Source organism: Eximiradius sp., assembly GCA_937127445.1.
GTDB lineage: Bacteria > Bacteroidota > Ignavibacteria > Kapaibacteriales > UBA2268 > JAKIZO01.
Map to the genome: position 1 here is coordinate 54,892 of CAKZLY010000002.1, position 15,456 is coordinate 70,347.

13 protein-coding genes are annotated in these 15,456 nt (G+C 32.9%); 4 read left to right on the forward strand and 9 right to left on the reverse strand.

The features are described from left to right. Positions 1-40: 40 nt before the first annotated feature. Genes AC6QZF_RS00305 through AC6QZF_RS00320 form a run of 4 tightly spaced genes read right to left on the reverse strand, consistent with a single transcriptional unit; the run spans position 41 to position 4,689 of the window. Complete coding sequence (locus AC6QZF_RS00305; protein WP_499797887.1) at positions 41-1,603, reverse strand: response regulator; 1,563 nt, start codon at positions 1,601-1,603, stop codon at positions 41-43. Beyond that, on the reverse strand, positions 1,600-2,046 hold the full coding sequence (locus AC6QZF_RS00310; RefSeq protein ID WP_499797888.1) for a response regulator: 447 nt from the start codon (positions 2,044-2,046) through the stop codon (positions 1,600-1,602). Before AC6QZF_RS00310 ends, AC6QZF_RS00305 begins: the two co-directional genes overlap by 4 nt. Next, positions 2,036-4,309, reverse strand: a complete 2,274-nt coding sequence (locus AC6QZF_RS00315; protein WP_499797889.1) for a PAS domain-containing sensor histidine kinase — start codon at positions 4,307-4,309, stop codon at positions 2,036-2,038. Before AC6QZF_RS00315 ends, AC6QZF_RS00310 begins: the two co-directional genes overlap by 11 nt. A 14-nt stretch (positions 4,310-4,323) precedes the next feature. Next, positions 4,324-4,689, reverse strand: coding sequence for a response regulator (locus AC6QZF_RS00320; protein ID WP_499797890.1), 366 nt, complete (start codon positions 4,687-4,689; stop codon positions 4,324-4,326). Between the two features lie 328 nt (positions 4,690-5,017). Here AC6QZF_RS00320 and AC6QZF_RS00325 point away from each other — a divergent pair, with 328 nt between their 5' ends. From AC6QZF_RS00325 to AC6QZF_RS00340, 4 genes are read left to right on the forward strand one after another with little or no spacing between them, the layout of a single operon-like run. Continuing rightward, on the forward strand, positions 5,018-6,247 hold the full coding sequence (locus AC6QZF_RS00325; protein WP_499797891.1) for an ABC transporter permease: 1,230 nt from the start codon (positions 5,018-5,020) through the stop codon (positions 6,245-6,247). Positions 6,248-6,256: 9 nt separating this feature from the next. Beyond that, complete coding sequence (locus AC6QZF_RS00330; protein WP_499797892.1) at positions 6,257-6,919, forward strand: cysteine hydrolase family protein; 663 nt, start codon at positions 6,257-6,259, stop codon at positions 6,917-6,919. Beyond that, a complete protein-coding gene (locus tag AC6QZF_RS00335) occupies positions 6,916-7,770 on the forward strand; it encodes an NAD(P)/FAD-dependent oxidoreductase (RefSeq protein WP_499797893.1) in 855 nt (284 codons plus the stop codon). Before AC6QZF_RS00330 ends, AC6QZF_RS00335 begins: the two co-directional genes overlap by 4 nt. Before the next feature lie 2 nt (positions 7,771-7,772). Further along, on the forward strand, positions 7,773-8,720 hold the full coding sequence (locus AC6QZF_RS00340) for a radical SAM protein (protein ID WP_499797894.1): 948 nt from the start codon (positions 7,773-7,775) through the stop codon (positions 8,718-8,720). Between the two features lie 98 nt (positions 8,721-8,818). Here AC6QZF_RS00340 and AC6QZF_RS00345 read toward each other — a convergent pair whose 3' ends face one another. The 5 genes from AC6QZF_RS00345 to AC6QZF_RS00365 form a co-directional block, all read right to left on the reverse strand. Continuing rightward, a complete protein-coding gene (locus AC6QZF_RS00345) occupies positions 8,819-10,849 on the reverse strand; it encodes an alpha-ketoacid dehydrogenase subunit alpha/beta (protein ID WP_499797937.1) in 2,031 nt (676 codons plus the stop codon). A 216-nt stretch (positions 10,850-11,065) separates the two neighbouring features. After that, complete coding sequence (locus AC6QZF_RS00350; RefSeq protein ID WP_499797895.1) at positions 11,066-12,229, reverse strand: class I SAM-dependent rRNA methyltransferase; 1,164 nt, start codon at positions 12,227-12,229, stop codon at positions 11,066-11,068. After that, entirely contained in the window at positions 12,230-13,063 is an 834-nt protein-coding gene (murI, locus tag AC6QZF_RS00355) for a glutamate racemase (RefSeq protein ID WP_499797896.1), read from the reverse strand. Positions 13,064-13,181: 118 nt separating this feature from the next. Then, on the reverse strand, positions 13,182-13,691 hold the full coding sequence (nuoE, locus tag AC6QZF_RS00360) for an NADH-quinone oxidoreductase subunit NuoE (RefSeq protein ID WP_499797897.1): 510 nt from the start codon (positions 13,689-13,691) through the stop codon (positions 13,182-13,184). Then, a complete protein-coding gene (locus AC6QZF_RS00365; protein WP_499797898.1) occupies positions 13,691-15,451 on the reverse strand; it encodes an NADH-dependent [FeFe] hydrogenase, group A6 in 1,761 nt (586 codons plus the stop codon). Before AC6QZF_RS00365 ends, nuoE begins: the two co-directional genes overlap by 1 nt. Positions 15,452-15,456: the final 5 nt, after the last annotated feature.

Consider the following 15,456-nt stretch of genomic DNA (forward strand, 5'->3'; position numbering starts at 1 on the left):
TCAAATCAAAACCATCTGCAAAAACCGATGTGCTTATTTTTTACGTATAATTTTGCGGTACAAATATGGACAATTGAGATTTGTTATTTTTATAGGGTTGTATTTTTATATTTCCATTAATAGATTTTATGATAAAATCAATTAATTTTAGATTAATAGAAATGCTTTGAAAAAAACCAGAATTATTTATCATTTTTGTATTAATAAATTGAAAAATATTAGGCGAAAACTCTCCTAAAATGCTTATTTCATAAAAATCATCTCTAGTTCTGTTCGTTATCGTTATTTGTTCATCAATGGAAATTTTAGAGATAACATCAATCAGATTATTAAGTAGTGAACGAATAATTAACCCATTATGAAGCAATATTTCATCACCTCCTTCATAATTGATTTTAACACTTCGGTAGCTAAGAGGGCTATTCACAATAGACTGTTCGATAGAATGAAGTATTTTAGGTAACACAATTTTATCTTTTTTAAAAGAAAATTCTCTGTCAGAATGGATTTGTTCTATCAGGCTTGCGACTTCCATAGATTTAGTCAACGAATCAATTAATTCGAAAATGTTTTGTAGGTGCTTTTTAGATATTTCGTCTAAATTTTCATCGATTGGTTCTAAATAATTAATATCTATAAGACCGTAATATTTCTTAACTTCCTCTATATATGCTTTACGCAAACTTTTTGATTGTCTTTCTTGTTCACTGAATGAAGCAATTTCTTCTTTTGCTTGCTGAAATTTCTGGGAAGCACTTGATTTAAGAATTTCCAATGTTTCCTTATTAGATTTATTATTAATGCTTTTTTTAATAAGGTTTTCAAGCTGAACATTTATCTCAATCAAACATTTTTCTAATTCAAGCCTTTTTTCTGCATCGCGTAATAGGAAAAGTATTGCCTTATTCATTCCCCAAGGAACTATTGAAGCAGAAACATCAACAAATAGATAACCGCCTTTTGCTTTCGGAAAACTTACAGAGTTATAAATTGAACCATTTATTTTAATTGTTTCAAGGAAGTTATCCTGAAGAAAAAGTTTAGTATTAGAAAAAATCTTTGAATAGTGTTTCCCAATATTGGGTTTTTTCTTATATCCAAGAAGATTATACATTGTATAATTTATATCATAAACAATTCCAGTGTTGCAATCCATAACAAAAGCAGCATCATGAGAAAAATCAAAGTATTTTTGAAAAGCTTGCTTCGACTTTTGCAATGCTTCACAATTACTGTTTTGTTCTAATCCATATTTCAATACTCGTCGTAAAACGCTGGAATTTAAGTTATTTTTCGAGATATAGTCGATTGCACCATTTCGCACTGCCAGAATAGCATAGTCTTCATCCTGATTGCCAGTAAGCACAGCAATTGGAATACCTTTGGCAAGCGATTGCATTTTTAGAAAAGTATTAATTCCGAATGAATCAGGCAAAGCTAAATCGAGTAAAATTAAATCAAAATTATCTTTGTTTAACTCACTTAATCCATCTTCCAATCTGATTTGCCAATTAATATCAACATTCTCATTGGAATACCCTTCAATAAGCGTTTTAACTAAAAAATAATCAGATTTACTATCTTCAATCATTAATATTTTCATTCTTCCCTCTTCGGAAGTGTTACAATTGAAAACCAGAAATTTTCAATTTTTCTAACAATTTCACAGAATTGATTAAAATCCAACGGCTTTGTAACATAGCAATTTGCGTAAAGATTGTATGATTTCAGAATATCTTGTTCATCATTAGAAACAGTCATTACAACAATGGGTATTTTCTTTAATTTTTCATCTTGTTTTACTTCTTGCAAGACTTCGAAACCATTTTTCCTTGGCATATTAAGGTCAAGTATAATAAGGTTAGGTGTAGGAACGTTTTCGAAGCCATTTTGCTTTCGTAAAAAATCCATTGCATAAACACCATCAGAAACAGTATGCAGATTATTAAGCAGTTTGGTGTCTTTGAGTGCTTCTTCGATTAAACGGACATCGCCAATATTATCTTCAACTAATAAAATTTCAGCAAAACGTAAATCATAATTCATAGAAATTATCCTTAATGTTTTTCGAAATAGAAAAAATAAATGTAGTCCCCTTGTTTAATTCGGATTCGAAGGTAATCCAACCATTATGGCGTTGAACGATACGTTGGCAAATAGCGAGTCCAATTCCATTGCCAGGGAATTCATCACGAGTATGTAGTCTTTGGAAAATTTTAAATATTCTATCCTTGAATTGGTTGTCAATTCCAATACCGTTATCCTGTACTTTAAAAATATATTCACTATCGTTTTCATCAGAAGAAATTAAAATTTCGGGTCTTACATCATTTTTTGAGAATTTCAGGGCATTGTTGATTAAATTTAATAAGAGCTGAAAAATTTGCCCTTCGTCGCAAATTATTTCTTCCGGAAGTTCATTGAAATATATACATGCTTTTTTGTCTCTAATAACTAATTTTAAATTATCGATAACCTTGCTGACAAGATTGTTCATATTCACAGGTTCAAATTTCCCGGGACGGGTATTAATCCGCGAATAGGACAACAAATCATTCACCATTTGCTGCATTCGTATAGAACCATCAATTGCAAAATCAACAAATTCAGTAGCTTCTTTGCTGAGTGAACTGAAATATCGCGATTTGAAAAGTTGCAAGAAACTACTAATCATCCGTAAAGGTTCTTGCAAGTCATGAGAAGCAACATAAGCAAATTGCTGCAATTCTTCATTTGAACGTAAGAGTTTGCTCAATAATATTTTTTCCTTCTCTTCGAGTATTCTTCTTTCATGAATATCTTGCAAACTGCCAGCAACCCGGGTTGGCATATCATTTCCTTCTTTTATGATTTTGCCTCTAACCAAATACCACCTATAATTATTACTATTCGATTTCAAACGGAATTCCAAAACAAACGGCAAGAACTGGATGAAATGATTTCGAACAGTCTCAATTACATAATTTATATCGTCAGGGTGAATTAAATTTAATATATAAGAATTATTGAAAAGGCTTTCTTCCGCATCAATTTCAAGCATACTCTTTAACTTAGGGGACAACCAAAATTGTTTTTGCTGGACATCCCAATCCCATAAACCATCATTAGAACCTTCAACAGCGAGCTCGTATCTTTGCTGAGTTTCAATTAGTTGTTTTCTTAATTCTCGAGCTACAGTAATATCTCGAAATATCAACCAATACCCATTAGTATTGCCGAAAAAATCTTTTTTTGTCCAAATTTTAGCATTAAGAATAATCTTACTACCATCTTTTTTATAAATTAATATTTCGTCAATAAAACTATATTCTTTATCAATATCAAGAGTTTGAATTGAGCTAATAATATCTTGTATTAATTTTCCTTTAACTTCAGAATAAGTCATTTCAACCATTTCGCAAAAAGTCTTATTTGCATCAATTATTTTCCACTCATTAGAAACATAAATAATGCCGTCAGAACTAGTATGGAACAAATTTTGATAAAGCTTTATTGATTCGTTCAACTCCCTCGACAAAACATTAATTTTAGTAATATCAATGAAAAATCCAAAAACACCAACTACTTTATTGTTTCTATCTAAATGCTTTGTAAATGAAATATAAAAATCTCGAACATTATTTTCGCTGATTAATATCGAAATATCAATAATAAAAGATAAATCATCTGAGATATAAAAATTAGCAACTTGCTGTTCTAAATGAAGTAAAGAAGTCTGAGAGTTTGACCCAACTTCTGATAATTTTTTATTCAGCAGTATATTCGAATTAGTTTGAAAAATTTTATTAAAAGCACTATTCGAATTTTTTATTATAAGATTATCATTCAAATAGATAACTGGAATAGGAATAGAATCAAAAAAGACATTGAAATAATGTTTGATTTCCTCAATTAGAGAGTTTTTTTCTTCGAATTCCGTAACATCTTGACAAAAAGTAAGATAACCTATTGTTTTACTGCTTTTGTCGCAATATTTAACGTTAATCCATTCACAAACAACAACTGACCCATCCTTTTTGTAATTACGATTTTTACTACGGCAATTGTCTTTCGAAGATAATTCATTAATTACTTTTTGAAATAAACCAAAGTCTTGTTCATAAACAAAGTTAATTTCAAAAACCGACTTACCAATTACTTCATTTTCTTCCCAAAGAAAAATTTCTTGGGCTTTGTTGGACCACTTAACAATACGCCACTTTGTGTCGAACAAAATAATAGGGATAGGACTATAACTAAAAAAAATATCAATAGAATAGATAGTATTATCTAACATTAAATTTGATATTTCATTTATACTGCCAATCATTTCATTCATATCAGTTAAATATCGGAATTACATTCATAAAATTGAATAAGTTCAATAAAGACACTCCAATCCATAGGTTTATTAAGAAAATCAGTAGCTCCAAAATTAAATGCTTCTTTAATTATAGCCTGGTTTGGTGAGCCTGAATATAAGATAAAGACTATATCATCGTTCATTGCTTTTAAGTTCTTGAGTAAATCAATACCGTTAATATTTGGCATAAAGTAATCACAAAGCACAACATCGTATTTGTATGGCATATAGCTATCGAGAGCTTCTCTCGCATCATCAAATGCATCACACTCGTAACCATTAATTTCTAATGCATTTTTTAACATTTCGAGTGTCGAGTTATCATCATCAACAATAAGTATTCTCATAATTACCTCCCAAATAGTAATCATATAGTGTAGTAATCATTATTCATAATACATACAATTAACATACCATTCGAAAAGAAAAGCAAAACATTCGAATAATTAATTGATGTATAAAAAGATACTTGTTTTAGTCGAAACTAAAATATATCTTTCAATTTTGAACAAGTTTTCATTTTCGAATGCGGAATTGAAATCTCATTTAAATTTGAATAATTATATGAAATAAAAATGAATTTTTCATTAATGAATTATTTTATAAAAAATATTAATAAAATTGAAACCAATTTCTGTTAATTACGTAAATTTGAAATGAATACTGAGAGGTGATATGAACATTCTTGAAAGTGTAAAATTAGCAATTGATTCAATTAGAGTTAACAAGCTCAGAACTTTTTTAACTCTATTGAGTATCTCAATTGGAGTATTTGCTATTATTGGAGCCGGGTCGCTCGTCGCATCCATTAATTCAACAGTTGAAGGAGAAATAGAGGCACTTGGGGAAACTACTTTCTATATATTCAAAGAACCTAAAATACAAATGGGCAATTCCTGGAGAAAATATGCAAGAAGAAAGCCTATTACTTACTCACAATATCAACAACTGAAAAATCAGTTGTCGCTTGTGTCGCTTGCTTCTGCTGTTTCAGTTTCTTCGGGACAAACTGTAAAATTTGGTAATAGCGAAACAAATCCAGATGTTAATTTGATTGGCGTCGATGAAGATTATTTTATTCTGGAAAATCGAAATTTTTCAGAAGGAAGAAATATTGTAAAAAGTGATATTATTGCAAATCGGAATGTGGCAGTTATTGGAAATGACGTAAAAGTCAAATTATTTCCCAATATCAACCCCATCGGTAAGATGATTACAATAAAAAATCAGAAATATGAAATAATAGGCGTTCTTGAACCAAAAGGAGCAATGTTCGGGCAAAGCCAGGACAATATGGTCTTAATTCCGATCACTCATTTGCTTAATTACTTTGCTTCGTTTTGGGAATCTTCTGTTCAGATTGTATTAAGAGCACGTTCCAGAGATGTATTTAATCAGGCAATTGACGAAGCAATTGGTGTTATGAGGTTGGTTAGAAATCTAAAACCTTGGGAAGAGAACGATTTCGAAATTGAGACAAATGAATCAATTAAAGAACAGTTTTCTGGGCTTACCCAATATTTGCAATGGTTTGGATTTATCAGTGGAGGGATTGCACTAATTGCAGCTGGGGTAGGGATAATGAATATTATGTTAGTCTCTGTAAAAGAAAGAACGCGTGAAATAGGTGTGCGGAAAGCGGTTGGCGCGAAACGACGCTGGATAATGTATCAGTTTATCATTGAAGCGATAACATTATGCCAGGTTGGTGGAGCAATTGGTATAGTTGTTGGAGTAATCGCAGGTGGCGCATTTGGATTATTGATTGGTGGGACATTTTCAATCCCTGTTGGATGGGTTGTGTTTAGTGTTATTATTTGCACATTGTTAGGAGTTATCTTTGGAGCTTATCCTGCCTGGAAAGCAGCAAAGCTTGACCCTATAGAAGCATTAAGATATGAATAAGTAATTACAATGAAAAAACATCAATACTTTACTGAAAATAATATTGAAGAAGTAGCAACTGACATTAAGAACAGGCTTGAACATTTAGAATTAGGCAAATTCAAAGAGTTTTCAATCGATGAGACTGCTTTGTTAGTGCTTGATATGCAAAATTATTTTCTACTGGAAAAATCTCAAGCGTTTGTTCCAGCAGCAAAATCAATTGTTACAAACATTAATAAATTGATACAAATATTCAATCGCAATAATTTTCCTGTAATATTTACTAAACACTCTAATAATGAACAGAATGCAAAACAAATGGCTGCTCGTTGGAAACATTTAACACCTGAAACTGGTATTTTAAATAAAATTTATGATAAAATTGATAAAAGGAAAGGAATTTTAATCAATAAAAATCAATATGACGCATTTTATTGCACTAATTTATTGAACATTTTACAAGAGTTAAAAATAAAGCAATTAATTATTACGGGTGTGATTGCCAACTTGTGTGTAGAAACTACTGCACGTTCTGCATTTGTAAACGGGTTCTACACGATAGTACCAATTGATGCAACTGCTACTTATAATTTTGATTTGCATTTATCATCATTAGTTAATCTATCATTTTCAATTAATTCCACTCCTACAACAAGCGAATTGATAAACTATTTGGAGAGAAATATTTGAAGGCAATTGTTATTGGTGCAGGTCCAGCAGGATGTGCCGCAGCCATACAATTAAAACGATTTGGATTGGATATCGAATTAATCGAGCGAGATCGAGTTGGCGGATTAGTGCAAAATGCAAATTTAATAGAAAATTATTTGGGTTTTCCAAATGGTATCACTGGAGAGAGGTTTTGCGAATTGATAAAAGAACATATCAATAAACTTGTTATTGATGTGATTTTTGATGAAGTGACAAATATTGATTTTATCGACAATAAATTTATCATTACACTAACAAAGAATACAACAACAAGCGATATATGTATTGTTGCCACTGGAACTAAGCCTGTTAAACTTCCGGATGAAATGATAGCAAAAGAAGCGAACAATTTAATATACTACGAAATCGCTAATTTAAAACAACAAATTTCAGATTGTAAAATAGCTGTTTTAGGAAGTGGAGATGCAGCATTTGATTATGCAGTTTCGTTATCAGATAGAAACACTGTTACAATACTAATGAGAGGAGAAAACTTCAAAGCAATTCGAACATTGGTTAACACTTGTAAAAAAATTAAGAATATTTCATTAGAAAAAAATATTCAGTTAATAAATATTATTAGAATAAATGAAAAATTGTTGTTAAATTGCATAAGGAATAACGAGTTAGTCAATTTTGAAGTTGATTATTTGATTGTAGCAATAGGTAGAGAAAAAAATCTACCAGAGATAACTGAAGAAGCTTTAAAATCAGATAGATTATTTTTAATTGGAGATGTTGCTTCGGGAAAAAACATTAGGCAAGCATCAATAGCAGCAGGCAATGGTATTGAAGTTGCAATGAAAGTGTATTTAGCGAATAAGGATTAACTATGAGAGTAATAGCAGAAACAGAAAAATCAGATATTGCAACAGTGTATATTGCGGAGTTTGGACAAGGTAAATATTTAGAATTCGTTGAATCAACTCAGCCACCTATCCCAAGAGAAAAAAAATGGGTATTAATTGTATCCACCTTATTTGGTTGCCCAATTGAATGTAAGTTTTGCGATTCAGGTTGGCAGTATTTTGGGAAATTATCTAAACACGAAATATTTCAACAAATTGATTATATGGTTGCAAAACGCTTCCCAACACGCGAAATAAACATAGATAAATTTAAAATACAATTCTCAAGAATGGGCGAACCAACATTGAACGAAAATGTTCTCAACGTGTTAGATGAATTTGACCAACATTTTAAAGCTAAGAACTTTATCCCTTCTTTATCAACAGTTGCTCCGATTGGAAGAGATAATTTTTTTGAAAGATTGCTTGAAATCAAAAAAAGAAAATACGATGATACGTTTCAGTTACAATTTTCAATACATTCTACAAGCTACGCTCAGAGAGACAAAATAATACCTGTCAAAAAAATGAATTTCGAAGAAATAGCGAAATATGGTGAAAATTTTTATAGTGGGAATAACAGAAAGATAACACTTAACTTTGCTCTATTTAAAGAGGCTGAAGTTGATGTAAATACTATTAGAAAGTATTTTAGTCCAGATATATTTTTAATTAAATTAACCCCCGTCAATCCAACAGCTGCTTCAAAGAATAACAACATTGTTTCAGAAGTCTTTTCTAATTCCAATGTTTTCAATTTAGTTAGACAATTTGAAGTATCTGGATATAATGTTATATTAAGCATTGGGGAAATGGAAGAAAACAAGATTGGGAGCAATTGCGGACAGTATATTACTAATTTTTTGAAAATGCGCCAAAAATTAGATGACGCATATACATACCAGTTGATTTTCACAAACGAAAGCATATAAATACAAAATTTTATAAATAAAATCGAATGACTGGTTATTCAGTTCATTTGATTTTTTAGATTTTTTAATAACTATAATACAAAATAAATATAACTCAATTAATATCTCATCAAAGCTGTAGCAGCCTCCACAACGTCTTTTACACTCAATAGTATTTCATTTTCATAAGATTTGGCAAAACCAACTGGTGTATTCTTAGAGCCTATTCTTTTTACAGGAGCATCTAAATATTTAAACATTTCATCAGAAATAGTAGAAGCAATTTCACCACCAAATCCACCGAACACTTTATCTTCGTGGATAATAAGTGCTCGACCAGTTTTTTTAACTGATTTGGAAACTGTCTCCTTATCCCATGGAACCAAAGAGCGCAAATCAATAATTTCTGGCAAAATATTATTCTTTTCGAGTTCTTTCAGAGCATTCAGAGATACGTGGGTTGCGTTTCCATAAGTAATAATTGTCAGAGAAGTACCACTTTTAATAGTTCTTGCTTTACCAAAAGGAACGAAATAGTTCTCATTAGGAAAATGAGAATAAGCACCTTTATAGTTATATAAGAACTTCGGTTCAAGAAATAGAGTAACACCTTCTGAGCGTATAGCATTACGAAGCAAACCAGCTGCATCATCGGCAAACGACGGGCAAACAACTCGAATTCCTGGTAAAGTGGTAAAAACGGCTTCTAAATTTTGAGAATGGTACAATCCACCTTGAATATAACCACCACTTGCCAAACGAATTACAATATTTGGCGTAAATTGCCCCTTAGTTCTCCAATAATCGTGTGAACATTCAACTAATTGTTCCATAGCAGGCCAAAAATAGTCTGCAAATTCAGCGCCTTCGACCACTACACGCACATCTTTATCGAAACGACAAAAACCGTTGGCTGTACCTACAATACAATCTTCTGCAATAGGAGCATTAAATACACGTTTTTTCCCAAATTCTTGTGGCATACCTTTTACAACATTAAATACCCCGCCTTTTCCAACATCCTGTCCCCAAAGAAAAGTTTTAGGGTTACGGCGAAATTCTTCTTTAAGTGTTAGATTGATAGCTTCAAGAAAGCTAACTAGAGTGGATGAAGGATCAATAAATTCGCCCACATTTAATTCATTTTTGAAATATGGTTCAGGCAATACAAATTGGTCGTATGATTTACCATTTGCGTTAGGAGCTGCTTCCGCTTTGTCTGCCGCCTCGAAAACTTCTTTTTTGTTTGCTTCCTCAATCTTGATAATTTCGTCTTCTGTTGCAATTCCACTTTCTATAATAAAAGTCCTTAATTGAAGCATAGGATCTCGCTGACGTACAGTTTCAAGTTCTTCGTCTGAACGATAAGCTTCGTGGCGATCAGAGTTTGAATGTGAACCTATTCGATCGCAATCAGCATGAACCATTGCGGGGCCATTGCCCGATTTAGCATACTCAATTGCTTTTTGCATAGCACGGTAAGAATCAAAAGGATCGCGACCATCGCAATTGATAATAAGTAAATCCTTCATTCCTCTATAATTTTCAGAAACAATTTGATTCGCTGTTTGATCCACTAACGGCACTGAAATACCATATTTATTGTTCTGAATAACAAACACAACAGGTAATTTTTCCAAAGTAGCAACGTTGATTGCTTCCCAATAGTAGCCTTCGGAACAAGCGGACTCACCGTTTGAACAAATCGCGACTTCGCTTGAACCAAGCTTCTTAATAGCACGAGCAACACCAGCTGCGTGTAAGGAGTGATTGCCTGTACAAGAAGAAACATTTTGAATTCGAATAGAAGGTTTTGCAAAATGATTGCTCATATGTCTTCCGCCACCAGCCACATCTGTTTCTTTGCTAAGTCCATTTAAAATGATTTCCTCAGGCGTAATACCCGCCGCCAATGAAGTAAGCATATCTCTATAATATGGAAATAAAAAATCTTTGTTTTTACGGAAAGATAATCCAATTGCAAGTTGTATGCCATCGTGTCCCCCAAAAGGTGCGTGGTAGGACCATCCCTTTGCCATTTTCAGATATAAAGCAGCTTTGTCATCTAAACGTCTACCTAAATTAATAATTCTATACCATTCAAGGATTGTGGCTCTATCAAAACCAGAAATATCAAATTTACAGGTGATTTCAACAGTTGTTTCTTTGCCATTGATTATTACTTTCCTCAGCCCTGGATTGATAGGCTTGAAGTTATTGTTTGCAATTATATTTTTTTTCACGTTCTTTGCCATAAATACATCCTTTTTGTGTTTCGCAACATTACACAAATTATATAGAGTATTTTTTTTTAATATTATTTTAGTTTAGATTAATTTTTTTATTTTTTAATATGTTTAGAAACATCAAATCAATTGAAAAACAAAGAACTTAAGATACTGAGTTTCTGGCATTGAAACAAGGATTGGATGATCTGGCGATTGTATACCACGATAAACAAGCCTTAATTTAATATTTGGCTTTGACGCTTCACGTTGAATTATATCAAGAAAATCCTGTTCTTTCAAGTGATGAGAACAAGAAGAAGTAACTAAGAAACCGTTTTGATTGAGTAATTTCAAAGCTAAACGATTAATTTTTGCGTATCCAGCTTTTGCTTTCGGTAAAGTTTTACGATTTTTAGTAAATGCAGGTGGATCAAGAACAATAATGTCCCATTTCTTCCCTTTTGAATTTTCTTTTTCCAGAAAATCAAAAACATCGTCCTTAATAAAATTTACATTATGAAAGTTATTTATTTTTGCGTTATGTTGCGATGCATCAACAGCCGATTGAGAAACATCAATTCCTAATACATAAGCAGCATCAGATCTGGCCGCATTTAGTGCAAATCCACCTTGGTTGCAAAAACAATCGAGTACAGTTTTCCCTTTTGCAATATCTTGAAGAAACTTGCGATTTATTTTCTGGTCTAAGAAATAACCTGTTTTTTGACCTTCTTTGAGAGAAACATCGAAAAATATATTATTTTCACTAAAGCGAGTTTTATCCGCGATATTGCCATAGAGAACAGTCTCGACTTCTGGTAAATTTTCAGACTTTCTATGAGTGGAAATATCCTTTTCGATTATACCTTCAACATTCGGAATAACATCTAAAAGTGCTTTAATGATTGTATCTTTTAATTTATCCACCCCAGCAGAAAGAAATTGGATAGAAAGGTAATTTGAATATTTATCTACAATCAGCCCAGGTAACAAATCAGATTCCCCAAAAACAACTCTATATGAATTTTCATCAGGAAATATAAACTTACGATATTCAAGCGAACGGTGAATTCTTTCACAAATAATAGAATAGTCAAATTTCTCGGTGTATAGCAACCGAGCAGAAACTAAACTATGTGAATTGTAGAATGCTAATCCATAAGATTTCCCGGTTGAAGATAAAATTTCTACGATTTCACCGTCATTACAATTAAGATGTTGAGCCACTTCATTACTAAAAACCCATGGATGACCGTGTTTTATTCTTTCGTCGGCATTTTTCTTTAAGATTAATTTCTCCATTTATACTAAATCCTTGAAATCAATTGTTTTAGGTGTATCAATGGGAAATCCTAAAAATCTTTGAGCTTGCTCGTAAAAAATAGAAGGTATATCGGTAACATAAAATTCAATTTCAGGCTTTTGATTTATTGACGCAGATTGTTTACGCAATAAGTTTTTCTCAGCTAAAATTCTCAACGCTGCAACAGAGGAATGTTCACCACAATCAATTAATGTAGCACCAGGAACAATTTCAGAAATCACACGAGACAGCAGAGGATAGTGAGTGCAACCAAGAACTATTGTATCTACATTTTCGCTTATTAAATTTGATAAATACTCTTGTGCAGCAAGGTATGCAATTTGGTGATTAATTAATCCTTCCTCAACAATTGGGACAAAAAGAGGGCAAGCTTGAGAAATGATTTTCATATTTTCTCCCCCAGGGATTGACTTAATTCCCTCCATGTAAGCATTACTATTAATAGTAGCACGAGTGCCAATAATACCAATTTTATTGTTCAAAGTCGTTCGCAAAGCAGCATAAGATGTATGTTCTATCATACCAATAACTTCAATATCACCTGCAATATTTCTTACAGTATCCAAAGCAACTGAGGAAACAGTATTGCAAGCTACAACAATTAATTTTACATTTTTTGCAATTAAAAAGCGAGTAAATTGCTCGGCATAGGTACGAACAATCGATTGCGATTTATTTCCATAAGGAACACGAGCTGTATCACCAAGATAAATATAGTGTTCATCTGGCATAAAACGAATGAGTTGCCTCAGAACTGTCAACCCGCCAATCCCTGAATCAAAGACACCAATAGAAGAATTAACATCAATCATTTTAAAATTTGCAACATTTAAAAACATTAATTTATAAAAAAAAAGCCTTACTGTAAAACAAGAATAAAAAACGAGCCACATAGAAAGGCGTGGCTCGTTTAATTTAAAAGACTTTTTATTAATAAGTTTTTGCACCTGTTGGCTTTGCTTCTTTCATTTTATGCAAAATTTCAGTAACCTGAGTAGGTTTCACATTGCCAAAGACCTGCTCATTAATCGTTACGACAGGTGCTAATGCACAAACTCCAAGGCAACGAGTTCCTTCAATTGAGAACATTCCATCAGCGGTTGTTTCGCCAACTCCACATCCAAGTTCAGTTTTAAAAGCATCCAAAACTAAATCAGCACCTTTTACAAAGCAAGCAGTTCCAAGGCAGATTGAAATTTTGTATTTACCAGCAGGTTTGAGCTTGAAGAAATGATAAAAAGTAGCAACACCATAAACAATTGAAGTAGGCACTTGCAACAAATGGGCCACTTCGTCCATATGTTTTTCAGAAAGATAACCATAGCGTTCTTGCACTTTATGCAGAACTGCAATAAGATAACTTTCGGGATGTTCTAAATTCAGGCAATTTGCAATGAAATCCTGAATATCCTGATCTAATGTATAAATTGGCTGTTCCATTATTTAATCCCCCTTGGTAATTTTGGTTCATAAGTAGTATGAAGAAGATGATGAGCCTTTTCACTTCCAGGTTCACCTAAAAATTCTTCATACAATTTGATAATGAAAGGATTTTCGTGAGATTTTCTCAATTCTTTGCTTTCGTCAATTCGATAAAGAACCATTTGACGTTTACGAACAGTTTCTGGGTCTAATGGATATACATATTCACCTGCATTTACAAGTGGTTGCCCACCACCAGCAACACAACCACCAGGGCAAGCCATAATTTCAACTAAATGATATTGTTTTTCACCTGACTTGATTTTTTCTAAAATCTTTTTAGCATTATTTAATCCGTTAGAAACCGCTACGTTCAATGATAAATCACCAATTTGAATACTTGCTTCACGCAATCCCTCAATTGCACGGACATTAGTAAATTCAAGTTCTTGAATTTTTTCACCGGTGATTTTTTCGTAAGCCGTGCGAAGGGCAGCTTCCATTACACCACCAGTAGAACCAAAGATGTCTCCTGCACCAGTCGAATAACCTAATGGAGCATCAAAATCACTATCGGGGAGATTGACAAAGTCAATACCATAAGCTTTAATCATCCAGATAAGTTCACGAGTTGTCAGAACAGCATCTGTATATGGAACATTTTCTTTCATATAATGTTCTGGTCTTTTAGCCTCATATTTTTTTGCAACGCAAGGCATAATTGCAACAACGAAAATCTTTTCTGGGTCTATGCCCATTTTTTCTGCGTAGTAAGTTTTAAGAAGCGTTGATTCCATTTGCATAGGAGATTTACAAGAAGATGCATTTGGAATTAGCTCAGGATAAAAATGCTCTAAAAACTTTATCCATCCCGGCGAGCAGGAGGTAATTAAAGGTAAGTTTTCACCTTTTTTAATTCTCTCGATGAGCTCGTGAGATTCTTCCATTATAGTTAGATCAGCAGCGAAATCAGTATCAAATACAGCATCAAAACCAAGGCGACGTAAAGCAGTTACCATTTTACCTGTTACATAAGTTCCTGGTGGTAGATTCCAACCTTCACCAATAGCAGCACGAATGGCGGGTGCAGTCTGAACGACAACGTGCAAATCTGGATTTTCTAATGCCTTCCATACTACTTCAGTTGCATCTTGCTCAATAAAAGCAGCTGTAGGACAAACATTGATACACTGCCCGCATTTGATACAAACGGAATCATCCATAGGTGCTTCAAAAGCAGGAGTAACAACTGTTCGGAAACCACGATGCATTTGACTAAGATTGTGAACACCTTGAATTTCAGAACAAACACGAACACAACGGCGGCAAAGAATGCATTTTTCAGCATCGCGAATAACTGAAACACTTGAATTCTCGATTGGATGACGCTTTCTTTCTCCCGCGTAAAGTCTATCTCTCACCCCAAGCTTATAAGCAAGGTTTTGAAGTTCGCAATTGCCATCCCTAACGCAAGTCAAACAAGCACGTGGGTGATTATCTAATAATAATTCAACCAAATCTCTACGAGTTTGACGAATTTGTGGTGAATTGGTACGAATAACCATTCCTTCCTGAATAGCAGTAGCACAAGCTGGCAAATAATTGCGAGCACCTTCAACCTCAACAACACAAATACGGCAAGCACCTTCTGTAGAAAGGAATGGATGGTAACACAATCGCGGAATATGAGCATTAATTTTATCCGCAGCTTCCATAATAGTTGTACCCTCTACTACAGAAACTGGAATATCATCTATAATTGCATTTACATATTTCATTTATT